Origin of the sequence: Pseudomonas sp. NPDC089401 (genome assembly GCF_044749485.1) — a bacterium.
In the GTDB taxonomy this organism is placed as follows: domain Bacteria; phylum Pseudomonadota; class Gammaproteobacteria; order Pseudomonadales; family Pseudomonadaceae; genus Aquipseudomonas.
Genome location: NZ_JBIVIA010000001.1, coordinates 520,290 through 546,474 on the forward strand (window position 1 = coordinate 520,290; position 26,185 = coordinate 546,474).

The 26,185-nt window shown below is 62.0% G+C and carries 23 protein-coding genes; 13 read left to right on the top strand and 10 right to left on the bottom strand.

Annotated features, from left to right (window positions below):
• Positions 1–782: 782 nt before the first annotated feature.
• On the top strand, positions 783–1,211 hold the full coding sequence (locus ACIP21_RS02405; protein WP_400683515.1) for a LexA family protein: 429 nt from the start codon (positions 783–785) through the stop codon (positions 1,209–1,211).
• Complete coding sequence (gene umuC, locus ACIP21_RS02410; RefSeq protein WP_400683517.1) at positions 1,201–2,478, top strand: translesion error-prone DNA polymerase V subunit UmuC; 1,278 nt, start codon at positions 1,201–1,203, stop codon at positions 2,476–2,478. Before ACIP21_RS02405 ends, umuC begins: the two co-directional genes overlap by 11 nt.
• Positions 2,479–2,613: 135 nt before the next feature.
• On the opposite strand, the gene ACIP21_RS02415 is transcribed toward umuC, so the two are convergent.
• Both ACIP21_RS02415 and ACIP21_RS02420 read right to left on the bottom strand, forming a co-directional pair.
• Positions 2,614–3,906: a hypothetical protein gene (locus tag ACIP21_RS02415; RefSeq protein WP_400683520.1), complete on the bottom strand. Its 1,293-nt coding sequence runs from the start codon at positions 3,904–3,906 to the stop codon at positions 2,614–2,616.
• Positions 3,907–4,281: 375 nt separating this feature from the next.
• A complete protein-coding gene (locus ACIP21_RS02420; RefSeq protein WP_400683523.1) occupies positions 4,282–5,145 on the bottom strand; it encodes a hypothetical protein in 864 nt (287 codons plus the stop codon).
• Positions 5,146–5,658: 513 nt separating this feature from the next.
• Between ACIP21_RS02420 and ACIP21_RS02425 the strand changes: the two genes are divergently transcribed.
• Positions 5,659–6,318 carry a hypothetical protein gene (locus ACIP21_RS02425; RefSeq protein WP_400683526.1) on the top strand — a complete coding sequence of 220 codons (660 nt, stop codon included), beginning with the start codon at positions 5,659–5,661 and terminating at the stop codon, positions 6,316–6,318.
• Between the two features lie 79 nt (positions 6,319–6,397).
• Here the strand turns inward: ACIP21_RS02425 and ACIP21_RS02430 are convergent, their stop codons facing one another.
• Both ACIP21_RS02430 and ACIP21_RS02435 read right to left on the bottom strand, forming a co-directional pair.
• A complete protein-coding gene (locus ACIP21_RS02430) occupies positions 6,398–7,000 on the bottom strand; it encodes a phosphatase PAP2 family protein (protein ID WP_400683528.1) in 603 nt (200 codons plus the stop codon).
• Positions 7,001–7,149: 149 nt separating this feature from the next.
• A complete protein-coding gene (locus tag ACIP21_RS02435; RefSeq protein WP_400683531.1) occupies positions 7,150–8,907 on the bottom strand; it encodes a phosphoethanolamine transferase CptA in 1,758 nt (585 codons plus the stop codon).
• Between the two features lie 475 nt (positions 8,908–9,382).
• On the opposite strand from ACIP21_RS02435, the gene sfnG reads away from it, so the two are divergent.
• The 10 genes from sfnG (at position 9,383) to ACIP21_RS02485 (ending at position 21,037) form a co-directional block, all read left to right on the top strand.
• Positions 9,383–10,477, top strand: coding sequence for a dimethylsulfone monooxygenase SfnG (gene sfnG / locus ACIP21_RS02440; RefSeq protein WP_400683534.1), 1,095 nt, complete (start codon positions 9,383–9,385; stop codon positions 10,475–10,477).
• Positions 10,478–10,653: 176 nt separating this feature from the next.
• Positions 10,654–11,253: a DUF2491 family protein gene (locus ACIP21_RS02445; protein ID WP_400683536.1), complete on the top strand. Its 600-nt coding sequence runs from the start codon at positions 10,654–10,656 to the stop codon at positions 11,251–11,253.
• A 12-nt stretch (positions 11,254–11,265) separates the two neighbouring features.
• A complete protein-coding gene (locus ACIP21_RS02450) occupies positions 11,266–11,691 on the top strand; it encodes a DUF350 domain-containing protein (RefSeq protein WP_400683539.1) in 426 nt (141 codons plus the stop codon).
• A 16-nt stretch (positions 11,692–11,707) separates the two neighbouring features.
• Positions 11,708–12,424 (top strand): DUF1190 domain-containing protein, encoded by a 717-nt coding sequence (locus tag ACIP21_RS02455; RefSeq protein WP_400683542.1) that lies wholly within the window; start codon positions 11,708–11,710, stop codon positions 12,422–12,424.
• A gap of 2 nt (positions 12,425–12,426) precedes the next feature.
• Positions 12,427–13,584, top strand: a complete 1,158-nt coding sequence (locus ACIP21_RS02460; protein WP_400683544.1) for a glutathionylspermidine synthase family protein — start codon at positions 12,427–12,429, stop codon at positions 13,582–13,584.
• A gap of 344 nt (positions 13,585–13,928) precedes the next feature.
• The gene (locus ACIP21_RS02465) at positions 13,929–14,411 is read left to right on the top strand and encodes a formate dehydrogenase subunit gamma (RefSeq protein WP_400683547.1); all 483 of its coding nucleotides are present in this window, start codon (positions 13,929–13,931) and stop codon (positions 14,409–14,411) included.
• Complete coding sequence (locus ACIP21_RS02470) at positions 14,405–15,964, top strand: formate dehydrogenase beta subunit (RefSeq protein WP_400683550.1); 1,560 nt, start codon at positions 14,405–14,407, stop codon at positions 15,962–15,964. Before ACIP21_RS02465 ends, ACIP21_RS02470 begins: the two co-directional genes overlap by 7 nt.
• Positions 15,961–18,831 (top strand): formate dehydrogenase subunit alpha, encoded by a 2,871-nt coding sequence (gene fdhF / locus ACIP21_RS02475; protein ID WP_400683553.1) that lies wholly within the window; start codon positions 15,961–15,963, stop codon positions 18,829–18,831. The genes ACIP21_RS02470 and fdhF overlap by 4 nt, the downstream gene beginning before the upstream one ends.
• Positions 18,828–19,031 carry a formate dehydrogenase subunit delta gene (locus ACIP21_RS02480; protein ID WP_400683556.1) on the top strand — a complete coding sequence of 68 codons (204 nt, stop codon included), beginning with the start codon at positions 18,828–18,830 and terminating at the stop codon, positions 19,029–19,031. Before fdhF ends, ACIP21_RS02480 begins: the two co-directional genes overlap by 4 nt.
• 200 nt (positions 19,032–19,231) lie before the next feature.
• Positions 19,232–21,037, top strand: coding sequence for an ABC transporter ATP-binding protein/permease (locus ACIP21_RS02485; RefSeq protein ID WP_400683559.1), 1,806 nt, complete (start codon positions 19,232–19,234; stop codon positions 21,035–21,037).
• A 116-nt stretch (positions 21,038–21,153) separates the two neighbouring features.
• Here the strand turns inward: ACIP21_RS02485 and ACIP21_RS02490 are convergent, their stop codons facing one another.
• From ACIP21_RS02490 to ACIP21_RS02515, 6 genes are all read right to left on the bottom strand, one after another.
• Positions 21,154–21,417, bottom strand: a complete 264-nt coding sequence (locus ACIP21_RS02490; RefSeq protein WP_400683562.1) for a hypothetical protein — start codon at positions 21,415–21,417, stop codon at positions 21,154–21,156.
• Positions 21,381–21,572, bottom strand: coding sequence for a hypothetical protein (locus tag ACIP21_RS02495; RefSeq protein ID WP_400683565.1), 192 nt, complete (start codon positions 21,570–21,572; stop codon positions 21,381–21,383). Before ACIP21_RS02495 ends, ACIP21_RS02490 begins: the two co-directional genes overlap by 37 nt.
• Positions 21,573–21,878: 306 nt before the next feature.
• A complete protein-coding gene (locus tag ACIP21_RS02500) occupies positions 21,879–23,207 on the bottom strand; it encodes an MFS transporter (protein ID WP_400683568.1) in 1,329 nt (442 codons plus the stop codon).
• Positions 23,204–24,097: a glycine betaine ABC transporter substrate-binding protein gene (locus ACIP21_RS02505; protein WP_400683571.1), complete on the bottom strand. Its 894-nt coding sequence runs from the start codon at positions 24,095–24,097 to the stop codon at positions 23,204–23,206. The genes ACIP21_RS02500 and ACIP21_RS02505 overlap by 4 nt, the downstream gene beginning before the upstream one ends.
• A gap of 100 nt (positions 24,098–24,197) precedes the next feature.
• Entirely contained in the window at positions 24,198–24,467 is a 270-nt protein-coding gene (locus ACIP21_RS02510) for a cupin domain-containing protein (RefSeq protein ID WP_400683574.1), read from the bottom strand.
• Between the two features lie 19 nt (positions 24,468–24,486).
• The gene (locus ACIP21_RS02515; protein ID WP_400683577.1) at positions 24,487–26,151 is read right to left on the bottom strand and encodes a choline dehydrogenase; all 1,665 of its coding nucleotides are present in this window, start codon (positions 26,149–26,151) and stop codon (positions 24,487–24,489) included.
• Positions 26,152–26,185: the final 34 nt, after the last annotated feature.

The window sequence follows — 26,185 nt, forward strand, 5'->3', positions numbered from 1 at the left end:
CAATTTCAATGAAAAGGGTGATGATCAGATTGATGGTGAGCACAACTTTCTCCAGGGTGAGTTTGCCCGCTCGGCTTGAATGCGAGTGCAGGGGGGAACAGATGGAGGAGATTTAAACGGCGAATTTTAATTTCGTCAATACTTGTTTGAAGTTGTGCGCGCGCTCTGAGGTGGACAGGCTAGGGCGCAACGCGTTGCGATGCTGAAGCGCCTGAGTGCGGTGCTTTTGCGTTAATTCGTTAATTCGTTAATGCGCAAACGCGCGAAAGCGTCTTTGCGCTTTTGAACCTGTGAACATGCGAGGTTAAGTGTGGCACTATTGAATTGTTGATGTGTTGAATTGTTGATGTGTTCGGTGATTGGTTTGTTTGTTTGTTTGTTTGTTTGTTTGTTTGTTCTTCCGATGAGTTTGTTCGTGGCGGCTTCGATGGGCACTACGATGAATCATTCGGTTTCGGTCTCAGTTAGGGATTCTGTTTTGAGAACTGTTTTGTCCATTCGGTGATGCGACCGTGGCGTTGATCCCATGTGCTTCGAGCCGCCGAAGCCTCGGCCGCTCGATACGGTTATGGAGGTGGATTGTCGTCAGCTAGCTAAGGGAAGAGGCAAGGTGAAGGAAGCCCACAGACTGATAGTCATGGATTGGCAGCCTGCTGGCTTGGGGTAGCTGTCGTGGGGTTGAGCGCTGAGGGCGCCCGTCAGTTACTTGGCAGGTGCTCATTGACGTAGGAAGAATCTCGCAGTTAACTGTACGCATATACAGTTAATTTGGATCGTTCCTCATGACCATCTCCTTCATCGGTACGCCGACGGGCGGACCCACGTTGCTGCCGGTGTACTCGTTCCAAGTGCCGGCCGGCTTTCCGTCGCCGGCTGCGGATCATTTGGAGCGACACATCTCCCTCGACGAGCTCTTTGACTTGAGGGCTCCCCATGTCTACCTGGTGAAGGTGGAGGGCGACAGCATGCAGGGCGCGGGCATCTACTCCGGCGATCTACTGATCGTCGACCGAAGCAACGAAGCTGTGCACGGCGATATCGTGATTGCTGCCATTAACGCGGAGCCCGTGTGCAAGCGCCTGTTCCGGCGTAACGGGGTGGTGATCCTGCAGTCGGAAAATCCCGCCTACCCGCCGCGACACGTTATGGAGGGCGACGACCTGATCATCTGGGGTGTAGTTCGCTACAGCGTGCGCGATCATGCCCAGTGACCAGGTATTCGCGCTGATCGACTGTAACTCTTTCTATGCGAGATGCGAGCGAGTGTTCCGGCCGGATCTGGCCAAGACCCCCATCGTGGTGCTGAGCAACAACGATGGCTGCGTGATTGCCCGGTCGTACGATGCAAAGCCGTTCGTGAAGATGGGGGAGCCATACTTCCAGGCCAAGGAGAAGCTGCGCCGGCATGGCATCGTGGCGTTCTCCTTGAATTACGCGCTGTATGGCGACATGAGTGAGCGGGTCATGTCGCTCATTGAGTCGATGGTGCCAGCGGCCGAGGTCTATTCGATCGATGAGTGCTTCGCTGATATCACCGGCATGACGGGCAGCCTCACCCAGTTCGGCCGGGATATACGCGCCAAGGTGCTGCGTTGTACAGGTATCCCAGTTGGTGTTGGGATTGCCCGCACCAAGACCCTGGCGAAGCTCGCCAATCACACCGCGAAGCGTTTGCAGGCGCAGACGGGCGGTGTCGTCGACATCACTGACGACTTCAAGCGCGACTGGGTGCTGCGCAACACCGAGGTGAAGGAAGTGTGGGGCATTGGCCGGCGGATGACGGTATACCTGGAGTCCATGGGGATCCACACGGCAATGGAGCTGGCCAAGGCAGATCCGAGGATGTTGCGCGACAAGTTCAGCGTGGTGGTGGAGAAGACCGCTCGTGAGCTCGCCGGCACGCCATGCCTCGAACTGGATGAGGCTGATCCACCGAAGCAGGAGATCTGCTGCAGCCGGATGTTCGGCAAGCGCCTGACGGAGCTGATACCGATCAAGCAGGCTGTGGCCACCTACGCGGGGCGGGCAGCCGAGAAGCTGCGCGTCCAGGGCTCGGTGTGCAAGCGCATGCGGGTATCGATTCGCACCGGCATGTTCAACCCCAACGAGCTGCACTTTGCGAAAGGTGTCCTGGTCGACCTGCCGTACCCCACCAATGACACCTTGCTGCTCACTAGGGCTGCCACTGAGGCCGTAGAGCGGGTCTACCAGGCCGGCTATCGGTACAGCAAAGCCGAGGTACTATTGCTCGATCTGCGGCAGCCCGGCGAGTTCACTGACGATTTGTTCGCGGTGACGCAACCTGTGGCCAGTGGACGGCTGATGTCAGCGCTTGATGAGATCAACGACCGGTATGGTAGAGGAACGGTGCGGGCCGGTAGCGTCCCCCGCATCCCCGATTGGGGGATGCGCCGGGAAATGATGAGTCAGTCCTATACCACGCGGGTCGACCAGCTGTGGACTGTATCCGCGACCTGAAGTGGCGCAGTCGTAGACCATACTAAGCCTACATTAACCTTTGAGGTGCGGTACCAGCATATACAAAACCGTTCATCCCAATGTATATGGAGTTTGGGCGAATTTCAGACGATACTCCGGAGGAGTATTGTAATTTTATGGTACACCAATATCGCTGAGGAGTTCGCTCAAATCCTGGTGCTGCAACCAGATAAGAAAGCCCTTATCGACAACGTGAAGATTTTTGCTGGATTGGTCGTAGTCGATAATAATTGGCATAATATTTTTCTTTACCTGAAGTGACGCACTTGATTGCAAAGCCTGTATGATATTGCCAGCGTTGAGGTCCGCTTTGCGAGGGTGTTTTTCCGAGAGGATTGTTTTAATGTCCCTGTAGCGCAAACCGCTTTCAAGTTTTTCTACAGGAGTAGACAGGATTGTATAGAGGAGCCATCTATACATTTGTAGGTCAGTGTCCTGGAAGCCATCCGCGAAATTGGTTAAGAAACTGTCGTAGCGCGCGGACTGTTGATCTACGATACTTTTAACTAAGGCGTCAACATCTAAACCGGCGCCTATTGCAGTAGGGGATTGCTGCGTCTCGTTAATATTTGCTGCAAGGCATGCTCTACGGCACCCCTCTTGAACCACGTAGACGCTTTCTCTCGCCAATCCGATGAGTTGACTTGAAAAGCTATCTTCAAAGGTGACTCCTAATAAAACTCCACCGTCTGTTATGACACTCTGCAGTTCAGCGTTGCTCCAGTGGTCTGCGTTGACTGAAATAACGCGACCGGTTAGGTCGCCATTGTAAACGATCAATCTATTGTCTTCGAGCCAGACACCAACAACGATGAATGTAATGGTTGAGAATTCGTGGAATGCTTTGAGCTCTATCGAGAAGTCTTTTTGTGTTTCGTAGGGAAGGTAGTGGAAATCTTCCAGGACAATTAATTTATCAAAATTGATTGATTTAAGTGCTGCAATAACGTCGTTTACATCGTCAATGTCAATTTCCAGTGGGGCAGTGATGATTTCCTCAGTAGTGCCGGTCTCACCTTCGGCTCCACCGCTTGCTTCAGCAGAGCCGCCAATTCCAAAAATCGCTCCTTTGACTCCGGTCTTGACACTTGCAATAACTTTGTGTTTGCCGGATGAGCTTCTTTTTGAAGACTGAGTTATTTCAAAGCCTGCTCGCTTTAAGATGTTTGCGTGCAGATCTGCCATGTCGCTCTTGTTGGAGCATTGTACTAAGATATAACTATCATCTGTAAGGCAGTGCTTTCTTACTGAGGTTTTCCCCTGTTTTGAGCTTCCGTAAATTACGATGTGATGCTTTGCGCGCAGCTCTTTTTGCAGTTTCTGATCAACCGCCTCCCGTTCAACATAGTTAAGCGGGAGGTTTCTAGTGATTCCAAATACTTCGTCAGTGGTGTATGAAATACTCACGGTACCATCCTTGTGTTGGGGTTGAGGGAAGCTATGTAGGTGTAATAATCACCATAATCAAGTGGGTTGGCAATGCCTGTGTCAGTGTGGGGCCACCTCATAGGGGCACCAGCAGAGCGTGGCCGCGTAACTCTTGGAGGAGTCCCTTAGGGGCGAAATTTTAAGTAAGCCTGTGGTTGTCTTAGGCTTGCTCAGACCAGCCAGCTTTGCCGAGGTAGCCGGTTTTTTTGCTTAATTAGCTTATTGGTCACTCCGGCAGGCATCCAGTTCGCAATGCCAGGTGAATTTTTTCTCAGAAGCAGAGCGTGTCAGCTATTTTAAATAGCACCTATGATCTTAGGGTGTGATCCTCGATCATAGGTGCTGACGATCCAATCAGAAAGGAATTCCAGTGATTCTACGAAATGAGGGGTCACTAAAGCTTATGGCTTCAATTGTGCCGTTATTTTCTACTAAAATCCCACTGCTCTCGATGTCATGCATACGTCCTATGCTATTGCCATTGATGAAAAGCTCGTCGCCCTTTGCAAAGTATTCATCATTAAATGAAAACCTTTTTCCCGGCGGAATCGCAGGAATGGCTCGCATCCTTGGTGTTTTAGAATTGGATTCTAGCCTTGATATGCGGCTCGATATATCACTAAGTGAGGATAGAATGAGGCTCGTGTCTTCTGATACCTCTATCTTATGAGGTAGCTGAGCAGGTTGCGTGCCTAGTAGCTGTATCATGGAGTTTATGTCGTTCGGTGCGGCAGCAGTTTCGGAGATCGCTAGGGCAATCTTTGAGATATCTTCCTGCACGTCGTCAATTCGCAGAGTGTGGCTGTACTCTGTTGTGCGGAGTCCTTGAATGTCGAAAATTCTTGCGGTAATTGAGTCTTTAATTAAGACTGTAGGCAAGTTGAAGGCTTGACGTACCCCTAGTTCATATAATACGTTCGGATTTCGCCCGCTTAAGTCGCATATGACTATGTCGCTTTCTATGATTTTTTTAAGGATGTCAATAATAATGTAGTTGCTTGCTGCGACAAAGTCTGCTCGCTGGGCGGTATACCCTGCGGCCGTGCACGCTGGCTTTATAAGATACTCGTAAACTCTTCTGAAATGCCCTGCGTCGTACCCATCCATGTCTGCTATAGGCATCATAACAAAGCAGGTTTTTTCGGGTTCCACACCCTCTCCTTTGGATTCGGATTTAATTAGGCTGGCTGCGTTTGAGTTTTTAGCTTTTGCGGTCATCCAGACCTTCCTGTGAGTCAATGAGAATTTGAGAAAAGAAATATTTAGGTGGCTGGATATATCCGCGTAACACTATCAGTTTCATAATCACATGACACATGCTTGCCATGTGATGGTCGACCGGGATCCAAATCCATCTCTATTGATATCAAATAGCCATAGCCCTTTGTCAACAGAAATCTTACTGAACTCAGTGGTGATTGGTACAAAATTGGTACTGATGAAGATTTAACTGTCTGAGAGCAAGGAAATCTGCGGCCTTCAGGAAATGTCAGCCCAATCCATCATCGGCGCGACGGAAAAACGCCGGGAGAGTGAGGCGGGCGTGGTGGAGGTTGGAGGCATCGGGGTACGGAATCGGTATGGCTGGGAGGTGGGATAGTTTATCAGGAATGTCCGTTCGGGCTCAGTGGCATCCGCTCGTGCAGTCTCATCAGGTATGGGATTGAGCAAGACAGCCATGACACGGGCTGATAGCATCTGGCTATCAGCCAGAGTAAGGAAGGGACCCTCATGCTCAAGAAAATTGCATCATCCATCCTCGTTGCCGGCGCCTTGCTTGCCTCCGCGCAAGGGGCTTTCGCCGAAGAAAAGCTGTTCAAGAACTACGTCTACCAGACCCCACTCGCAAAATTCACTGAAGCCGCCGGTTACTACGACTGCTCCGAAGACGTCGGTGGGACCGCGAGGTGTATCGACGATGTGGCTTTCCTGGAAGAGAAATTCACCGCCGCGCTGATCTTCTCCGGTGGCAAGCTGATGATGGTTTCACTGATCAGCCCGTTTGATCAGAACGCGTATGCCAAAGCTATCGCAGGGCTCTCCAACTCGTTCACGCTGGTTTCCATGAACGATGAAAAATCCATCCTGGATGTGTTTGATACTGCGAGAAAGTCGAGAAGCGAAGACGAGCTGACGGCGAAGATTTCCAATTTTGAGCAGGTCGGTCTGGCGTCTGGGAGCCTGACTTACACCTTCCTCGAAGGGCTGAGCGCTGAAGGGCAAACCAATGCTGTCAGTGCGTTGGCTGCTGCACCGGAGAATATCCGGTCCGCTGAGTTGGTGATGACTGGGCAAGGTGCGGATGCGGGGATGGTTATTCGGTTTACATTTCCTCGGTTAGAGGCGAACAAGATGGTGGCTGAGTCCAAGAAGCCTGTTGAGTCGTTTTGATGAGTTGATGGCTGCGTAGGTGTTCAGTCCCAGAGAGTCATGGCTTTCTGGGACTGAATACCGGGACGTCGTTATGAACTCAGCCTCGCACCCATCCTGCCCGAATGGGCGTCGCCATCAGCCTGCGGTAAAGCCGCTCCGTGGTGTTGGTGATACGCAGTCCGAATCGCCTCCAGATCGGCGAAAACCCAGAATAAACCAGGAACGAAACAACCACCGCCCCCACCATATCGAGCGGAAAGTGCACCCCCAGAAACACCCGTGCCCAGGCCACGCTCAACCCGGTCACCAAAATGACCACGCCCCACCCGGACAACCCATCCAGCAGCAAGGTCAAGCCCATGCACGCAAACACGGTCATATGATCGCTCGGGAACGAAGAATCCGGCGCATGCAGCATCCAGTTATGCCCCAACCCGATCATGAACGGCCGTGGATGCGGCCAGACCGCCCAGATGACCTGATTGACGACCAACGCAATCACGGTAATCAAGGTCGCCTTGAGCACCAGCCTGCGTTCCCCACGGTGCCCCCACAGCCAGAACCCCAGCATCAACGCGGGCAGCAGAAAAATCAGCCCCTTGGCAATCACGATGGCGAGCAGGACCAGCCAGTGCGGCGTATCAGCGCCGCCGTTGATCAGCAGGAAGAGGGAGCGGTTGAGTGTTTCGAGTTCGCCCATGGTGTATGTCCCCGCCGTGCGTTCAGACGCTGTTTCAATTTCAATTAAAGCCGCTTGTGCGTATTGCACCGCAGCCGACAAGCAAAAAAGCCGAGGGCGCGATCAGAGATATCGCCATCGGCCTTCAGACGTTCGTATCCGTCAGCAAGCTACTTACGGTCGTTGGCCGCCGTCTGCTGAGCCTGCTGCGCCCTGTCCTGCGGCAGCCGGTCGAACTCATGCAGCCCATCCTTGCGGTACGGGTCGCCGATCCAGCGTGGCGCTTGCGCGAATTGCGCGTTCACCAGGCTCTTGGCCGGCTCGTACTGGTCGTAGCTCAAGCCCGCCAGGTCCGACAGCGTGTGAATCAGGTGCGCGCTGCTGTAGGAGCGGTTGGCCATGCTCTGCAGGTCGCGCGGGTGCGCCGCTTGCCAGCTCGGGGAGGTCCACAGGAGGAACGGCACGGTGTACATCGGCCGGGTCGGAGCGCCCTCGTTGCGGCCCAGGCGGTCGTGGTTGCCGGAGGTGTACACGTCTTCGCCGTGGTCGGACAGGTACACCAGGAAGCCGTTCGGCGTGGTGGCCGCGTACTGCTTGATCAGGCTCGACACCACGAAGTCGTTGTAGCGCACGGCGTTGTCGTAGAAGTTGTAGGTTTCCACCTGGTCATCGCTCAGCGCGGCAGGTGCGCCGTTGCGGTCGGTGAAGTGCCGGTAGGCATCCGGATACCGGTAGCGGTAGTCCATGTGCGTGCCCAGCAGATGGACGATGATCAGCTTCTTCGGCGCCGGGTCTTTCAGGGCCTTCTCGAACGGCGGCAGCACCACTTCGTCGTACTGGCTGGCGTTCTGGTTGCGCTGGTTGTTCAGGTACACCTGCTCGTCGGTCTGCTGGGAGAAGGTGGTGAGCATGGTGTTGCGCTTGGTCATGGTCTGCTGGTTGGTGATCCAGAAGGTCTTGTAGCCCGCCTGTTTCATCAGGTTCATCAGCGACGGCTCGGTGAGGAAGCGGTCGGGGTGTTCTTCGTCGCCGAAGGTGAGGATCTGTTGCATCACCTCGATGGTGTAGGGGCGTGGGGTGACCACGTTGCGGAACACGGTCAGGCTGTTGTCGGCGGCGGCCAGGGCGTCGAGGTTCGGCGTGGTGTCGCGGTTGTAGCCGTACAGGTGCATGTGTTCGCGGGTGGTCGACTCACCCAGTACCAGCACCAGGGTGCGCGGGGCATCGCCGCTGCTGTCCTGGAGATTCTGCAGCGGCGGCAGGGCCGCGTTCTGCGCCAGCAGGTTCTGCATGTTGTTTAGCTGCTGGCGGTATTGGCGGTAGCCGACCACCAGTTGCCATGGCACGGCAGGTTCCATGCGTTGCTGCACTTTTTCGGCCGCATCGGCGAAGTTGCGCTCCTGGGTGACCATCTGCTTGTAGAACGGCAGCACCAGGTTGGCGGCCAGCAACAGCACGGCCAGCGGGATGCGGCTGCGCAGGCGCAGGGTGACCGGGCGGATGCGGGTCCACAGCAACACGGCGCCGGCGGTGTAGGCCAGCAGGCCGAGCATCAGGCCGATGCTGAAGTACTGGCTGAAGTATTCCCCGGCTTCGGCGGTGTTCGACTCGAACATCACGAAGATGACGCTTTGCGAGAACTCCTGGCGGTAGATGCCGAAGTAGCTCAGGCCTACCAGCGAGGCGCCCCACAGCACCAGGCCGATGACGGCGGCGGTGGCGCGGGTGAAGCGGGGTACCAGCAGGACTGGGACCAGCCACAGGGTGCTGAGGAAGAAGGCATCGCGGAAACCGGCGAAGCCGGTGGTGCCGCTGAACAGCAGAAGCGCCTGGGTGACGCCGGAGAAATACCAGAAGAACAGCAGGAGCCAGCCCAGGCCGGCCCAGTCCACGCGCTTGGGCGCGGATGGGGATGCGGTGTTTGCCACGTGTGCCTCGTTGAACCATGGCGGCAGCTTGAAAGGGGGGCTGCCGGAAAGGCTGTGACGCTAGAGGGCGAGTGGTGAAAATAGTGTTAACGAATTATGCATAAAGTCTTAACACATCATTTGTGTCGCCTGTGCCGACGCATTCGCGGGTAAACCCGCTCCCACAGGGATCGCACAAATCTCAAGCCCTGCACAGTACCTGTAGGAGCGGGTTCACCCGCGAAGAGGCCATCAGCCCTGGCAAAGGTAGGGGATTGAGTATGGAACATCGTGACGTGCCCTTGAAGGGCATCCTGGTGGTACGGAGCCAAGGCGCTGTTCGAGATCCAACAATACTTCAGCAGGTTGTTGAATGAAAAACAGCGCTTGGTCGCTGGCTTGCTCAGCATCTCATTGAATTGGAAATACTTTCTGCTCTGGCACGGTTGCTGCTCCGCTCCCTGGACCCTCTCTCGTCCTGCCAAGGAGCCCCTCCATGAGCCAGCAACCGATCAAATTCGCCTATTGGGTCCCCAACGTCAGCGGTGGCCTGGTGGTCAGCACCATCGAGCAGCGCACCAGCTGGGATATCAACTACAACCGCAAGCTGGCGCAAATCGCCGAACAGGCCGGCTTCGACTACGCCCTGTCGCAGATTCGCTTCACCGCCGGCTACGGCGCCGACAACCAGCATGAGTCGGTCACCATCAGCCACGCGCTGCTGGCGGCCACCGAGAAGCTCAAGGTCATCGCCGCGATTCTGCCCGGCCCGTGGAACCCGGCGCTGGCGGCCAAGCAGCTGGCGAGCATCGACCAGTTCACCAACGGGCGCGTCGCCATCAACGTGGTGTCGGGCTGGTTCAAGGGCGAGTTCCATGCCATCGGCGAGCCGTGGCTGGACCATGACGAGCGCTACCGCCGATCCGAGGAGTTCATCCGCGCGTTGAAGGGCATCTGGACCGAGGACAACTTCACCTTCAATGGCGACTTCTATCGCTTTCGCAACTACACCCTAAAGCCCAAGCCGCTGCAGCAACCGCATCCGGAAATCTTCCAGGGCGGCAGCTCGCGGGCCGCGCGGGACATGGCGGCGCGGGTGTCGGACTGGTATTTCACCAACGGCAACACGGTGGAGGGGATCAAGGCACAGGTCGACGATATCCGCGCCAAGGCCGCCGCCAACGGGCATGCGGTGAAGGTTGGGGTGAATGCCTTCATCATCGCCCGCGACACGGAGCAAGAGGCGCGGGCGGTGTTGCAGGAGATCATCGACAAGGCCAACCCAGAGGCGGTGAAGGCCTTTGGGCATGAGGTGAAGCATGCAGGGTCCGCCAGCCCGGAAGGCGAGGGCAACTGGGCCAAATCCAGCTTCGAGGACCTGGTGCAGTACAACGATGGCTTCAAGACCAACCTGATCGGCACGCCGCGGCAGATTGCCGAGCGCATCGTGGCGTTGAAGGCAGCGGGGGTGGATTTGATCCTGTCCGGGTTCCTGCATTTTCAGGAGGAGGTGGCTTACTTTGGTGAGCGGGTGTTGCCGTTGGTGAGGGAGTTGGAGGCAGGGACGGTGCAGGCTCAAGCTGTCGCCTGACTGACTGCATACTCTGTGGGTTCAGGTTTGCGCGGTCTGTGTAGGCGCGAGCGTTGGGGGTAGTAACAGGGTATTACCCGCGACAAGAATGCTCACACCGTCGCCATTGGCCGTGGCGGTGAAACCCGTTAAGGTGTCGCCCCAGCAAGGAAAGCCGCGACCCCAGGGAGTATTCGATGTCGCCTCTACACCGGGCCAGCCCGCCTTTCGGCCTGCGCAATGGCAGCACTTTCACGCCTGCCCCCTCATTGAAATCACGGCTCGACGGTTACGCTGAGCTGCAGGTCCCCGGTCGCGAAACGGTGTGGGCCAGCGGCGAGGTCGACCTCGGCGACGCAGTGCGCCTGCTGCGCTTTTACCTGGACAACGAGGACTACTGGCTGCAAGTGCTGATGAACGGCAACCAGCCCGGCGACATCGTGCTGTTCGGCTACCACAGCGCCACTCCCGTGCGCGACCAGGTGCACCTGGAGCGCCTGGCCGGCAGCCAGTCCAAGGTCGGCCAACCGATCTACGAGCACGAGGGCTACCTCTATTCCCGCCAATGGGGCCAGGCGCCAGGGCAGGCCGAACTGGTCGGGTTCCACGAGCGGGTGGCCAACCCGCAAGACCGCTATGTCATCCGCCACCGGTCGATGCTGTACGCCCGCGACACCGGCCTGCTCGACCGCCGCGAATTCCTGCTGTTCTCGCTCGAGGAAGATGACGAAGGCGCGCTCGCCTTCACCACCTCCCTGGGTGTCACCCTGTTCCCCACGGACTTCAACGTAAGCTGACAAGGACTTTCCATGCTCGACGCCCTGCGCCTGTCACTCAACGCCTCGGCAGTGACCGGCTTCATCCTCTACATCAGTGTGGCCCTGCTGCTGTTCTGGCTGTTCCAGTTCATCTACACACGCCTCACCCCGCACCGTGAATTCGCCCTGATCCGCGACAACAACCCGGCGGCGGCCATCGCCCTGGGCGGTTCGCTGATCGGCTTCTCGCTGCCGGCCAGCAACATCATCGCCTACAGCGTCAGCATCCTCGACTTCGTCGCCTGGGTGGTGATCGCCGCCGTGGTGCAATTGCTGGCCTTCGGCCTCACCAGCCTGGTGCTGCGCGGCCTGTCCAAGCGTATCGCCAAGGGTGAGCTGGCTGCAGCCATCTACGCCGCCAGCGTGGCGATCAGCGTGGGCTTCCTCAATTCGGCCTGCATGACCCCGTCGGCCTGACGCGCGAGGAACGCCCATGAAATCCCCTATCAGACGCAGCTCCGTCAAGCTGGTGCTGGCGGGTTCGCTACCGCTGGCGCTGACCGCCTGCGGCCCGCAGGAAGAGGTGTACACGGTCACCCAGCAGACCAATTACGACAGCGTCGCCGCGTGCGTTGCCGACAAGGTGCCCGAGGCGGCCTGCAACGATGCCTACCAGCGCGCATCGGTCGAGTTCCAGCGCAACGCGCCGACCTTCTTCTCGATGCGCGAATGTGAAGCGCAGTTCACCCCTGGCAGCTGCGAGATCACCATCGGCGGGCGCTACATGCCGCGCATGGCTGGCTTCGAGCTGCAGACCAGCGGTGAAGTGAGCCAGTCCCAGCTCGACGCCGGTTATGCCCAGGGTGGTGGCTATGGCCACGTCGCCACGGCGGCTGTCGCCGGCATGCTGCTGGCGCAGATGAGCAGCGGCGCCGAGCGGCGCTATCGCTCCGCGCCGCTGTATGCCTATCGGGACGGCAGCCGCCAGCGCTATGGCGCGGTTGCGGGTATCCAGCAAGCGAAGAAGGATGAAGAGAACAGCAGCGGCAGCAGCTCTAGTGGCGGTGGCGGCGGCGGCGGTTACGGAGGTTCGAGCCGTAAGGAATCGGCCTCGGCCAAGTCGGCCACGATCACCCGCGGCGGCTTCGGCGGCGAAGCCACGGCCCGCAGCGGCTGGGGCGGACGCTCTGGCAGTTTCTTCGGGGGCTAGGCATGCGCAAGGTCGAACTGGCCGAGCGCCCCGACTGGCGCGCGACGGCGGAGCGCGAGGGTTTTGCCTTTCATACCATCGACGGCGAGCGTTACTGGGACGAGCGCGGTTATTACCAGTTCAACGAAGCCCAGGTGGTGAAGGACCTGCTGGCGCCGACCGAGGAACTGCACGCGATGTGCCTGGACGCGGTCGGGCGCATCGTCGACAGCGAAGCCTTGATGACGCGCCTGGCGATTCCGCCCGCCTTTCATGACCTGGTGCGCCGTGCCTGGCTGGAGGGCCAGCCGCACCTCTACGGGCGTTTCGATTTCAGCTACGACGGCAGCGGCCCGGCGAAGCTGATCGAGGCCAACTACGACACGCCGACCTCGTTGTACGAGGCGGCGGCGTTCCAGTTGATCTGGCTGGAAGAGCAGATCCAGCGTGGCGTCCTGCCAGCCGACGCCAGCCAGTTCAACACCCTGGCCGAGGATCTGGTGCAGGCCTTCGCCGCGCTGCCGGGGCAGGGCGCGTTCTACTTCTCGACCATCTCCGGCTCGCTGGAGGACCGCGGCACCACCGACTTCCTGCGCAAGATGGCCGAACATGCGGGCACCCGCACCCGGCACATCGACCTGGAGGACATCGGCCTGAGCGACGATGGCCGCTTCGTCGATGTGCAGGGGCGGCCGATTCCACGGTTGTTCAAGCTGCATGCCTGGGAGCACATGTTCCACGAGGATTTCGGCCGGGCGATTGCCGGTAGCGGCACGCAGTTCATCGAGCCGCCGTGGAAGGCGTTGATATCCAACAAGGGCATCCTGCCGTTGCTGTGGGAGTGGCATGAGGGCCACCCGAACCTGTTGCCGGCGTTCGTCGACGGCAACCCGCAGGCGCCGGTGCCCAAGGGCTGGGTGCGCAAGCCGTACTTCTCGCGGGAGGGGGCCAACGTGGAGATCCGTACCGATGAAGGGGAGCGGGTGTTCGAGGATGGGCCTTACGACGATGCGCCTTACATCCTGCAAGCGTTTGCGCCGCTGCCCAGGTTTGGCGACAGCTATACCTTGATTGGGTCCTGGGTGGTGGGGGACCGGGCATCGGGGATTGGCATTCGTGAGGATGATTCGTTGATCACCAAGGACAGTTCCAGGTTTTTGCCGCATGTGGTGCTTGGCTGAAGGGCCCTTTCGCGGGTAAACCCGCTCCCACAGGTACTGCACAACACTTGAGACCCGTGAGGTCCCTGTGGGAGCGGGTTTACCCGCGAAAGGGCCCGTAAATTCAACGCAAATCCCCAGGTCGGTTTCAGAATGCGCTTGGTCGCTCGCACACTACCGTTTGCCGCCACAAGTGCCATGCTTAGGAGATGCCATGAGCCCAGTGCGCGCAGACGCACGGCCATCGGCAAGGAGGCCTCCGCGCCCACGCCAGCCGTGACGTGGCCGGTACGCCACAGCAGAACACGCCGGTTACCTGCCTCCACAATAATTCTGGCAGGGGCCGTGATGCCGAGGTCCGCTGTATGCCTGATGAACTGCTTCACCTGCCCGTAATCCAGAGCATCCTCGCCCGCGAAAAGGACACCCCCGGCGCGCTGTTACCGATTCTTCACGCCCTGCAGGACGCCATCGGCTTCATCCCGCAAGCCGCCGTCGACGAAATCGCCCACGCCCTGAACTTGAGCCTCGCCGAGGTGCGCGGGGTGATCAGCTTCTACCACGACTTCCGCACCTCGCCGCCAGCCCGCCACACCCTGCGCCTGTGCCGCGCCGAGTCGTGCCAGAGCCGTGGCAGCGAGGCCCTGGCCGCGCAGTTGCGCGAGCAGCTGGCGCTGGACGATCACGGCACCAGCGCCGACGGTGCCATCAGCCTGCGCCCGGTGTACTGCCTGGGCGCCTGTGCCTGCTCGCCCGCCCTGGAGCTGGACGGCCAGTTGCACGCACGCCTCACCCCCGAGCGCCTGCGGGCGCTGGTGAACGGTTGCCTGGAGGATCAAGCATGCTGAAGGTGTTCATCCCGGCAGATTCGGTGGCCCGCGCGGTGGGTGCCGAGCAGGTGGCGGAGGCCTTGCAGCGGGAGGCCGAGCGCCGCCAGCTGCCGATCGAAATCCAACGCACCAGCTCGCGCGGCCTGTACTGGCTGGAGCCGCTGGTGGAATGCGACAGCGGCCAAGGGCGCCAGGGCTTCGGCCCGGTCAGCGCGCAAGACGTGCCGTCGCTGCTCGACGCCCTGGCCGGCGAGCCCGGCGGCCACTCGCTGGCGCTCGGTGCGGTCGAGCAGATCCCTTACCTGAAGACCCAGCAACGCCTGCTGTTCGCCCGCGCCGGCATTACCCGGCCACTGTCGCTGGACGACTACCGCGCCCATGGCGGCTTCAAGGGCCTGGAGAGCGCGGTGGCGATGGACGGTGCTGCCGTGGTCGCTGCGGTACTCGATTCCGGCTTGCGTGGCCGTGGCGGCGCTGCGTTCCCGGCGGGGATCAAGTGGCGCACCGTGCGTGACGCCGGGGCAGGGCAGAAGTACGTGGTGTGCAACGCCGACGAAGGCGACTCCGGCACCTTCGCCGACCGCATGCTGATGGAAGGCGACCCCTTCCTGCTGATCGAAGGCATGATCATTGCCGGCCTCGCCGTGGGCGCCGACAAAGGCTACATCTATGTGCGCTCGGAGTACCCCGACGCGATCCGTGTGCTCGACCAGGCATTCGCCATCGCCCGGGTCGCCGGCTACCTCGGCCGCGATGTGGCCGGCAGCGGCCGGCCCTTCGACCTGGAAGTGCGGGTCGGCGCCGGCGCCTATATCTGCGGCGAGGAAACCGCGCTGCTCGAATCCCTCGAAGGCAAGCGCGGCATCGTCCGCGCCAAGCCGCCGCTGCCGGCCCTGCAAGGCCTGTTCGGCCTGCCGACGCTGGTGCACAACGTGCTCACCCTGGCCTCGGTGCCGATCATCCTGGCCCGCGGCGCGGCGTTTTACCGCGACTTCGGCATGGGCCGCTCGCTGGGCACCATGCCGTTCCAGCTGGCCGGCAACATCCGCCACGGTGGCCTGGTCGAACGCGCTTTCGGCCTGACCCTGCGCGAGCTGGTGGAGGAGTACGGCGGCGGCACCGCCAGCGGTCGGCCGCTCAAGGCCGCCCAGGTCGGCGGGCCGCTCGGTGCCTGGGTGCCGCCCAGCCACTTCGACACGCCGCTGGACTACGAGGCCTTCGCCGCCATGGGCGCGATGCTTGGCCACGGCGGCGTGGTGGTGGCCGACGACACCCTGAACATGGCCAGCATGGCGCGTTTCGCCCTGCAGTTCTGCGCCGAGGAATCCTGCGGCAAGTGCACCCCGTGCCGGATCGGCTCGACCCGCGGCATGGAGGTGGTCGACCGGCTGATCGCCAGCAGCGACTTCACCGAGCGCCACGACCAGGCGCTGCTGCTGCGCGACCTGTGCGACACCATGCAGTACGGCTCGCTGTGCGCCATGGGCGGCATGACCGCCTACCCGGTGGCCAGCGCCCTCAAGTACTTCCCCGCCGATTTCGGGCTGACCACTGCGGAGGCCGCCAAGTGATCAATTACTTCGACCCTGAAACAGACCTGGGCACGCCAGCCCGTGACAGCGACGTGCAGGTCAGCCTGAGCATCGATGGCCGCAGCATCAGCGTGCCGGCCGGCACTTCGGTGATGCGCGCCGCCGCCATGCTCGGCACCAGCATCCCCAAACTCTGCGCCACCGACAGCCTGGAAGCCTTCGGCTCGTGCCGCATGTGCATGGTCGAGATCGACGGCATGCGCGGTTATCCGGCCTCCTGCACCACGCCGGTCAGCGAAGGCATGGTGGTGCGCACGCAGACCCCGCGCCTGGCCGACCTGCGGCGCAACGTGATGGAACTGTACATCTCCGACCACCCGCTGGACTGCCTGACCTGCTCGGCCAACGGCAATTGCGAGCTGCAGACCGTCGCCGGCCAGGTCGGCCTGCGCGAGGTGCGCTACGGCTATGACGGTGCCAACCACCTGGCCGAGAAGAAGGACACCTCCAACCCGTACTTCGACTACGAGCCGAGCAAGTGCATCGTCTGCAGCCGCTGCGTGCGCGCCTGCGAAGACATCCAGGGCACCTTTGCCCTGACCATCACCGGGCGTGGCTTCGACTCGCGGGTGGCGGCGGCGGGGGGCGACAACTTCCTCGCCTCCGAATGCGTGTCGTGCGGCGCCTGCGTGCAGGCCTGCCCGACCGCGACCCTGACCGAGAAGAGCCTGGTCCAGCTGGGCCAACCCGAGCGTGCGGTGATCACCACCTGCGCCTACTGCGGCGTCGGCTGCTCGTTCCGCGCCGAGATGAAGGGCGACCAGCTGGTGCGCATGGTCCCGGACAAGAACGGCGGCGCCAACCACGGCCACGCCTGCGTCAAGGGCCGCTTCGCCTGGGGCTACGCGACGCACCCGGACCGCATCACCAAACCGATGATCCGCAAACGCCTGGAAGACCCGTGGCAGGAAGTCAGCTGGGACGAGGCGGTGGCCTATGCCGCCAGCGAGTTCCGGCGCATCCAGCTCAAGTACGGGCGCGATTCCATCGGCGGCATCACCTCCAGCCGCTGCACCAACGAAGAAGCCTACCTGGTGCAGAAACTGGTGCGCACGGCGTTCGGCAACAACAACGTCGACACCTGCGCGCGGGTCTGCCATTCGCCCACCGGCTATGGCCTGAAGCAGACCCTGGGCGAGTCCGCCGGCACCCAGAGCTTCGATTCGGTGATGCAGGCCGACGTGGTCCTGGTGATCGGTGCCAACCCCACCGACGCCCACCCGGTGTTCGGCTCGCAGCTCAAGCGCCGCCTGCGCCAGGGCGCGCGGCTGATCGTCATCGACCCGCGGCGCATCGACCTGGTCGACTCGCCCCACGCCCGCGCCGAACTGCACCTGCAACTGCGCCCGGGCACCAACGTGGCCATGCTCAATGCCCTGGCCCATGTGATCGTCAGCGAGGGCCTGCTGGCCCAGCGCTTCATCGACGCCCGCTGCGAAACCGAGGACTTCGCCCGCTGGCGCGAATTCGTCAGCCTGCCGGAAAACGCTCCGGAACAGCTGGGGCCTGTCTGCGGCGTGCCCGCCGAGCAGATCCGCGAGGCCGCCCGGCTGTATGCCACCGGCGGCAACGCGGCCATCTACTACGGCCTGGGGGTGACCGAGCACAGCCAGGGCAGCACCGCGGTGATGGGCATCGCCAACCTGGCCATGGCCACCGGCAACATCGGCCGCGAAGGGGTCGGGGTGAACCCGCTGCGCGGGCAGAACAACGTGCAGGGTTCGTGCGACATGGGCTCGTTCCCCCACGAACTGCCCGGCTACCGGCACATTTCCAACGAAGGGGTGCGCGCCGAGTTCGAGCAGGCCTGGGGCGTGACCCTGCAGCCCGACCCGGGCCTGCGGATCCCCAACATGTTCGAGGCCGCGCTGGACGGCAGTTTCAAGGCGCTGTACTGCCAGGGCGAGGACATCGCCCAGAGCGACCCCAACACCCAGCACGTCACCGCCGCCCTGCGGGCGATGGAGTGCGTGGTGGTGCAGGACATCTTCCTCAACGAAACCGCCAAGTTCGCCCACGTGTTCCTGCCGGGCAGCTCGTTCCTCGAGAAGGACGGTACCTTCACCAACGCCGAGCGGCGCATTTCGCGGGTGCGCAAGGTCATGGAACCGCTGGCCGGCAAGGCCGACTGGGAGGCCACCGTGGCCCTGGCCAATGCCCTTGGCTACCCGATGAACTACCGCCACCCCGGCGAGATCATGGACGAGATCGCCCGCCTGACACCGACCTTCCGCCGGGTCAGCTACGCCGAGATCGACCGCCACGGCAGCCTGCAGTGGCCGTGCAACGACGCAGCTCCCGATGGTACGCCGACCATGCACATCGAGCAGTTCGTGCGCGGCAAGGGGCGCTTCATGCTCACCGGCTACGTGCCCACCGACGAGAAGGTCAACAGCCGCTTCCCGTTGCTGCTGACCACCGGGCGCATCCTCAGCCAGTACAACGTCGGCGCCCAGACCCGGCGCACCGGCAACACCGCCTGGCACGACGCCGACCGCCTGGAAATCCACCCCAGCGACGCCGAAAGCCGTGGCATCCGCGAGGGCGACTGGGTCGGCATCGGCAGCCGCGCCGGGCAGACCGTGCTGCGCGCCAAGGTCAGCGCGCGGGTGGCACCGGGGGTGGTGTACACCACCTTCCACTTCCCCGAGTCGGGCGCCAACGTGATCACCACCGACAATTCCGACTGGGCCACCAACTGCCCGGAATACAAGGTCACGGCGGTGGAGGTGGTGAAGGTTTTCCACCCCTCGGAATGGCAGAAGCGCTACCAGGACTTCAGTGATCAACAGCGGCGCCTGCTCAAGGAGCGCCGCACAACGGAAAAAGCCGAGGTGCGCCGATGAGCAGCGACAACCTGGTCAAGATGGCCAACCAGATCGCCCACTACTTCGACAGCGAGCCGGACCGGGCGCTGGCGGTGCAGGGGGTGCGCCAGCACCTGAACAGCTTCTGGACCCCGGCGATGCGCCGGCAGCTGGGGGAGTGGGTGCAGGCCCATGGGCGGGAGGGGCTGGATGCCAAGGTGATTGAAGCCTTGGCTTAGGGATCTCCTGAACCGGCCTCTTCGCGGGTAAACCCGCTCCCACAGGTACCTCACAGCTTTCAAGGCATGTGGCGGACCCTGTGGGAGCGGGTTTACCCGCGAAAGGGCCGGCCCAGGAAAAATGAAATGTCCGTCATGTATGCAAGACCATCCCCACCGCAATGCTACGCTCGCGGAAACACTCGTCACGGACAATCCCCATGGACATGAACTGGCACCAGGCCCTGCAAGAGAGCCTGAGCTGGCTTGCAATCGCCTCGTTCATCACCCTCATCGGCTTCACCGCCGCTGCCTCGCTGGCCGTGCGCTGCACGCGCTGGGGCCGGCAGTTCTGGCAGCTGGCCGGCCCGTACTTCACCTTCCGCCGCAGCTGGCGGCCGTTGCTGGTGTTCGGCGTGCTGCTGGTGCTGACGCTGTTCTCGGTGCGCATGAACGTGCTGTTCTCGTTCTGGTACAACGGCTTCTACAGCGCCCTGCAGGCCCTCGACCAGACGGCGTTCTGGTACCTGCTCGGGGTGTTCGGTGTGCTGGCAACCATCCACGTACTGCGCGCGCTGCTGACCTCCTATGTGACCCAGGCCTTCAGCATCCACTGGCGGGTCTGGCTGACCGAGCGCTTGACCGGCGACTGGATGAAGGGCGATGCCTACTACCGCGGGCGCTTCATCGCCGAGCCCGTGGACAACCCTGACCAGCGTATCGAGCTGGACATCAGCGCCTTCGTCAGCAATTCGGTGGGCCTGGCGCTCGGTACGGTCAGTTCGCTGGTGTCGCTGGTGGCGTTCACCGGCATCCTCTGGGGGCTGTCGGCACCCTTGAGCGTGGCCGGCCTTGAAATCCCCAGGGCCATGGTGTTCGCGGTCTACGTGTATGTGCTGATCGCCACCTGGATCGCCTTCCGCATCGGCCGGCCGCTGATCCGCCTGAGCTTCCTCAACGAAAAACTCACGGCGAACTTCCGTTACGCGCTGATGCGCCTGCGCGAGAACGCCGAGAACATCGCCTTCTACCAGGGCGCCCAGGTCGAGCGCACGACCTTGCTCGGGCGTTTCGGCGCGCTGATCGTCAACGTCTGGGCGCTGGTGTTCCGGAACCTCAAGTTCAGCGGTTTCAACCTTGGCGTCAGCCAGGTGGCCGTGGTGTTCCCGTTCATCCTCCAGGCGCCGCGTTTCTTCAGCGGGGCGATCAAGCTGGGCGACGTGATGCAGACATCCCAGGCGTTCGGCCAGGTGCAGGATGCGCTGTCGTTCTTCCGTGAGTCGTACGATACGTTCGCCCAGTACCGCGCCACCCTCGACCGTCTGACCGGCTTCCTGGATGCCAACGAGCAGGCCAGCAGCCTGCCCCAGGTGACCACCCGGCAGCAGGCCCATGCCCTGGACATCAGCGGCCTGCAGGTGCTGCGCCCGGATGGCCACGCGTTGATCGCCGACCTCGACCTGCGCCTGCACAGCGGCCAGGCGCTGCTGATCAAGGGCCCTTCGGGCAGCGGCAAGACCACCTTGCTGCGTGCGCTCGCAGGTCTGTGGCCGTATGCCGAGGGCGAGGTCCGGCGGCCACTGGGCACCCAGGCGCTGTTCCTCTCGCAGCGGCCATACCTGCCGCTGGGCGACCTGCGCACGGCGATTGCCTACCCGGCGGACGGCAAGCCCGAGGACGCGGGGCGCATGCAGCAGGTGCTGCGCCAGGTCAACCTGGCGCACCTGGCCGAACGGCTGGAGGTGAGCGGGGATTGGGCCAACATCCTGTCGGTGGGCGAGCAGCAGCGCCTGGCGTTTGCCCGGGTACTGTTCAACCGGCCGCAGGTGGTGTTTCTCGATGAGTCGACCTCGGCGATGGACGAAGGGCTGGAGCATGCGATGTATGCGCTGCTGCGCCGGGAAATGGCCGATACCTTGCTGGTGAGCGTGGGGCATCGCAGTACCTTGGGCGACTTCCATACCCATCGGCTGGAAGTGGACGGGCAGGGTGGGTGGTCGCTGCTGGCGCAGGAGGTGCTGGCCTAGGTTCTGCAGGACCGGCCTCTTCGCGGGCAAGCCCGCTCCCACAGGTATCGCGCAAGCCTCGGGTCTTGCATAAAACCCTGTGGGAGCGGGTTTACCCGCGAAGAGGCCGGCCCTGCTCACACAGGTTCAGGCCCCATCATCACGATCAGCTCAGCCCCTTCATTACGCACATTCCCCACCGCCTTGCCCACCGAAAACCATTCGAACGCCTCCACCGGCAGGCACTGCAGGCTGAGCGGGTGATGGGGGTGATCGATGATATCCACGAGCGCTGGGGCAGGGGCGATGCGCAGGGAATTGATGAGTGCCGGGTTTACCACGCAGGTGGAGGGATTGTGGCGGATTACAGCTTGAAGCCCGTGGCCTGAGGGACTGTCCACGCTATCCTGCTGCGAGTCTCGACCACTTCGCTCGCATCGACCTGGCGTATCGCGCCATGGCGGCCCGCTTTCACATCGCGGATGGATTCCAGCAACTCTTCGCCGATGTTGCGGCTGGCATCGCGCAGCATCAGTTCTTTTTCAGTCAGGGGCATGGGTGAGCTCCTTGGCAATCTTGCGCAGCGCGTGCTGCGTCTTTGGCGTAGGTATTTTGCTTGGCGGGTCTTTGATCTGGAAGCGGGAGGTTGTATCGAGGGGTTGCTGAGGCAGGGGTGGGGTTTGAGGACGCCGGGGCTGCTTTGCAGCCCATCGCGAGCAACGCTCGCTCCTACAGGGGTAGCGCAGATCTTGAGACCGGCGGTGGACCTGTGGGAGCGGGTTTACCCGCGAAGAAGGCAACGCGGTGCATGGCACCGGCTTTGCCGGTGTTCGCGGGTAAACCCGCTCCCACAGGGGCCGCGTCAATCCAGCGCAGCGGCTTCACGCAGGCTCAGGGCGTTGGTCTCGGGCGCGCAGAACCACGACACCACCAGGCCGACGAGGGTAATCACCGCCGCCACATACATCGTGTTGGCCACCCCGATTCCGCTGAGCGAAGCCGGCACCAGGTAGGTCCCGGCCGCTGCGCCCACCCGGGAGAACGACGTCCCGATGCCCACCGCCATCGAGCGCATCTCCGTAGGAAAGATTTCGTTCGGGTAGACCAGCGTCAGTACCTGTGCTCCGCCGATGAACAGCGCATACAGCGAGAAGAACAGCAGGATCAACCCGCCCGAACTGCTGTTGTAGACACCCAGGCCCAGCAACGCCAGCCCGGAGAACAGAAAGCTGCAGATCAGCATGTTGCGCCGCCCCACGGTATTGATCAGGCGGGTGGCGATCAGGCAGCCGATGACGAAGAACAGGGTAATCGCCACCGAACTGAGCGAGCCGAAGTCGCCGGTCAGCTTCAGCGCCGCCAGCACCTTGGGCGCAAAGGCGTAGACCGCGAACACCGGCACGATCGAGCAGGTCCAGAACACCACCACGAACAGCATCCGCTTGCCGTACCCGGAATGCAGCAGGGCCCGCAGCGGCAGCTTGCGCGCCTGCGCCTGTTCCGGCAGGTTGGCAAGGGAAAAGTCGCGGCCATAGACCTGCTTGATGACCGCTTCGGCTTCAAGCGTGCGCCCCTTGCTCAGCAGCCAGCGCGGCGATTCGGGCGTACCCAGGCGCACCAGCAACAGCAGCGCGCCGAGCACCGCGCCACTGGCCAGCGCCCAGCGCCAGGCCTGTTCGGCGCCGCTGCGCAGGATCAGCTCACCTGCCACGTAGGCACAGGCTGCGCCGACGAACCAGAGCAACGCCAGTGCTGCCAGCCGAGGGCCGCGGTATTGCCTGGGGAGGAACTCGACGAGCATGGCCGTGGCCACGGGGTACTCGATGCCCACCGCCACGCCGATCAGCAAGCGCAGCAGGAACAGCGCCAGCGCAGTGTCCGCCCAGCACTGGGCGAGCGATGCCAGCACGAAGATGACCGGGCCGACCAGGAACAGGCGCTTGCGGCCGAACACGTCGGTCAGCCAGCCGCCGATGAACCCGCCGCAAAAGATGCCCAGCAGCGCCGAGGCGGCGATCATGCCTTCCCAGAAGCCATCGAGCTGCAGCGCCGAGGACAGGTGCAGCATCACCACGCCGATGATGCTCAGCACGTAACCGTCTACGAACGAGCCACCTCCCGAACGCAGGGTAAGGCGTTGGTGAAAGGGGTTCAGGGGGACGTCTTCAATGGACGTTTGCGCGTGCCTCATGGTGCACTCGCCGCCGGCTGGAACATGGCGGTGAAGGTCGGTTTGTGCGCGGCGTAGTAAGCGGCGACGACCTGGTCGGCAGATGTTTCCCGCGCCTGCTTCATCATGCCTTCGAGGTCCTTGAGCGGAATGCTGTAGTGGGCGAAGAAGCTCGCCACCTGGGGGAAATCCTTGCTGAAACCCTGGCGCGCGACGGCGTGGATCTGCTCGGCCTTGCCATACACCTGCTTGGGGTCATCCAGGTAGCGCAGCGGCCAGGTGGAGAACATCCAGTGCGGGCTCCAGGCGTTGAGCAGGGCCCACTGGCCGCGTTTGAGCTCGCGGTCGAACTGGTTGAGCATGCCGGTCTCGGAGGAGGCCACCAGCTTGTAGCCGTCGAGCTGGTAGTCGGCGATGGCCCGGGTCGCGGTCTTGTACTGGCCGTTGTCGACCTCCGAGGTGAGGATCTTGCCGGCGAATCTGGCGCGCACTTGCGGCTTGTTCAGGTCCTCGATGCTTTTGACTTCACGCTCCGGAATGCTGGCCGGCACGGCCAGGCCCAGGCGGCCTTCGTACAGCACGCCAAGGTCTTCGAGCCTGTCCTTGTATTTGTCCCAGAACGGCTTGTGACTGTAGGTGAGCCAGGCCATGGGGATCATGTCGACCTTGCCGGCGGCCAGGGCCTGGAACTGGATGCCGATGTCGGCCATCACCAGTTTCACCGGTTGCTGCAGTTGGTCTTCCAGGGCCAGCTTGGCCAGCTTGGTAGTGATTTCGGCGTCGGCCCAGTTGACCCAGCCGACCACCACGGGTTGCTTGTCCTCGGCCTGGCCCAGGGTGGCCAGCGAGGCTAACGCAAGGCCCACGGCCCATCGGCCCGCGGTGCGCTTGTTGACGAGATTCAGGATCATCGGGCATCTCCATTTCTTGTAATAGTCGGGTTTGGCAGATTGATGATTGGCGCTGTCCCTTGTTGTTGTTCGCTACAGCCATCCCATGGCTGGCAAGCTTTCAGAGGTACTGGTAGCGGTTCACCACCGGCGCGCTGATGGCCCACAGGCCGTCGAGCCCTTTGCGGATGGTCACGTGGTCGCCGGCGGCGATGGCCACCGGTGGGTTGCCGGGGCTATGGATCACGGCTTCGCCGCATTGCACGACGAACTGCACGTCCTGGTCGTACTGGTAGGCGAAGCGGTCGGTGTCGCCGCTTTCCCACAGCGCCCAGGCCTGACAGCCTTGCTGCTCCTCGGGCGTGGCCTGGCGTTTGCTGATGGTGGTCATTGGGCTTCTCCTGTCGCGCTCACGCCGACGCCTTGTGCGCAGCACCTGAGGTGAGCTGGCTGTGGTAGGGCAGGGCCTCGGGCTGCAGGGCCGGGCGGCCCAGTACCAGGTCGCTGGCCTTTTCCGCGAGCATGATGGTGGCGGCGTTGATGTTGGCGCTGGGCACGTTGGGGAACACCGACGCATCGATCACCCGCAAGCCTTGGATGCCGCGTACGCGCAGCTGGCTGTCGAGCACCGCCATGGGGTCGTCGTCGCTGCCCATCTTGCAGGTGCCGCAGGGGTGGTAGGCGCTGGCGGCGTCTTCGCGGATGAAGGCGTCCAGCGCCTTGCCCGAACGGATGTGCTTGCCCGGGGTGTCCTCGCGGTAGTTGTAGCGTTTGAAGGCGGCTTGCTCGGAGAACGCGATGCCCAGGCGCATCGCTTCGCGCATCACCCGCCAGTCTTCTTCGCTGGCCATGTAGTTGGGGTCGATGCGCAGCGGGTCGGACACCTTGGCGCTGCGCAGGCGCACGTTGCCGCGGCTGGTCGGGCGCATGGGGCCGACGCCGATGCGGTAGCCGTAGGTGGTGCTGAGCGGGATCCAGTGCTTGTCGAAGAACACCGGGAAGAAGTGGAACTGGATATCCGGGTGCGGCGTGCCGGGCGAGCTGTTCAGGAACGCGCCGACATGGCACTGGTTGACCGCGGCCACGCCCTTCTTGAAGCCGAACCACTGCATGCCCGCCCACAGCATGCGGTGCGGTTGCAGCTCCTTGTTCAGCGAGACGGGCTCCTTGGTTTCGATCTGGATGTGGCACTCCAGATGATCCTGCAGGTTTTCGCCAACCCCTGGCAGGTCGACCTTTGTCGCAATGCCGTGCTCGCGCAGGTGGTCGGCGGGGCCGATGCCCGACAGCATCAGCAGTTGCGCGGAGCCGAACACGCCGCAGCTGACGATGCTCTCGCGCCGGGCGCGAACCTCGATCACGCGGTTCTGCCGGGTGACCCGAAAGCCCGTCGCCTGGCGGCCTTCGAGGTTGATCTGCTGCACCTCGCAACCCAGCCAGATCGTCAGGTTGGGGTGCTCGCCCAGGGCATGGAGATAACCGTAGGCCGCGCTGTTGCGGATGCCATCGCGCACGCTCATTTCAAAGCGCGAGACGCCTTCCTGGCAGTAGCCGTTCACATCGTCGGTCAGGGTGAAACCGGCCTGCTGACCCGCTTGCAGGAACGCGGCATTGAGCGGGCTGAGGTGTTCCTGGCGCTGGGCGCGGATAGGGCCCTGGTCGCCTCGGTGGCTGCCGCCGATGGCGCTGGATTCGATCTTCTTGAAGTACGGCGCGCAGTCTGCCCAGCTCCAGCCACTCGCGCCGGCCGCCTGCCAACCGTCGTAGTCCAGCGGATGGCCACGCAGCCAGGTCATGCCGTTGATCGACGACGAGCCGCCCAGCACGCGGCCGCGCGGCTGCTGGATCTGCCGGTTGTCGAGGTGCTTCTGGGCTTCGGTGTAGTACCACCAGTTGTACTTCGAGGTCGGCTTGAACGCCGAGCGCAGGCCGGCGGGCATGCGGATGATCCACGACTGGTCGGAAGGGCCCACTTCCAGCAGCAGGACCTGGTGGCCCGCATCGGAAAGCCGACGCGCCAGCACGCAGCCTGCCGATCCAGCGCCGGCAATCACATAATCGAATTCGGCTTTCATTGTTGTTCTCCAGCACACACGGCCAAGCCCGTCA

Excerpts from the sequence above, each read along its gene's own strand:
- ACIP21_RS02405 (WP_400683515.1), top strand. The coding sequence starts at position 783 with ATGACCATCTCCTTCATCGGTACGCCGACGGGCGGACCCACGTTGCTG.
- umuC (WP_400683517.1), top strand. The coding sequence starts at position 1,201 with ATGCCCAGTGACCAGGTATTCGCGCTGATCGACTGTAACTCTTTCTAT.
- ACIP21_RS02420 (WP_400683523.1), bottom strand. The coding sequence starts at position 5,145 with ATGACCGCAAAAGCTAAAAACTCAAACGCAGCCAGCCTAATTAAATCC.
- ACIP21_RS02425 (WP_400683526.1), top strand. The coding sequence starts at position 5,659 with ATGCTCAAGAAAATTGCATCATCCATCCTCGTTGCCGGCGCCTTGCTT.
- ACIP21_RS02430 (WP_400683528.1), bottom strand. The coding sequence starts at position 7,000 with ATGGGCGAACTCGAAACACTCAACCGCTCCCTCTTCCTGCTGATCAAC.
- sfnG (WP_400683534.1), top strand. The coding sequence starts at position 9,383 with ATGAGCCAGCAACCGATCAAATTCGCCTATTGGGTCCCCAACGTCAGC.
- ACIP21_RS02445 (WP_400683536.1), top strand. The coding sequence starts at position 10,654 with ATGTCGCCTCTACACCGGGCCAGCCCGCCTTTCGGCCTGCGCAATGGC.
- ACIP21_RS02450 (WP_400683539.1), top strand. The coding sequence starts at position 11,266 with ATGCTCGACGCCCTGCGCCTGTCACTCAACGCCTCGGCAGTGACCGGC.
- ACIP21_RS02455 (WP_400683542.1), top strand. The coding sequence starts at position 11,708 with ATGAAATCCCCTATCAGACGCAGCTCCGTCAAGCTGGTGCTGGCGGGT.
- ACIP21_RS02460 (WP_400683544.1), top strand. The coding sequence starts at position 12,427 with ATGCGCAAGGTCGAACTGGCCGAGCGCCCCGACTGGCGCGCGACGGCG.
- ACIP21_RS02465 (WP_400683547.1), top strand. The coding sequence starts at position 13,929 with ATGCCTGATGAACTGCTTCACCTGCCCGTAATCCAGAGCATCCTCGCC.
- ACIP21_RS02470 (WP_400683550.1), top strand. The coding sequence starts at position 14,405 with ATGCTGAAGGTGTTCATCCCGGCAGATTCGGTGGCCCGCGCGGTGGGT.
- ACIP21_RS02480 (WP_400683556.1), top strand. The coding sequence starts at position 18,828 with ATGAGCAGCGACAACCTGGTCAAGATGGCCAACCAGATCGCCCACTAC.
- ACIP21_RS02485 (WP_400683559.1), top strand. The coding sequence starts at position 19,232 with ATGGACATGAACTGGCACCAGGCCCTGCAAGAGAGCCTGAGCTGGCTT.
- ACIP21_RS02495 (WP_400683565.1), bottom strand. The coding sequence starts at position 21,572 with ATGCCCCTGACTGAAAAAGAACTGATGCTGCGCGATGCCAGCCGCAAC.
- ACIP21_RS02500 (WP_400683568.1), bottom strand. The coding sequence starts at position 23,207 with ATGAGGCACGCGCAAACGTCCATTGAAGACGTCCCCCTGAACCCCTTT.
- ACIP21_RS02505 (WP_400683571.1), bottom strand. The coding sequence starts at position 24,097 with ATGATCCTGAATCTCGTCAACAAGCGCACCGCGGGCCGATGGGCCGTG.
- ACIP21_RS02510 (WP_400683574.1), bottom strand. The coding sequence starts at position 24,467 with ATGACCACCATCAGCAAACGCCAGGCCACGCCCGAGGAGCAGCAAGGC.
- ACIP21_RS02515 (WP_400683577.1), bottom strand. The coding sequence starts at position 26,151 with ATGAAAGCCGAATTCGATTATGTGATTGCCGGCGCTGGATCGGCAGGC.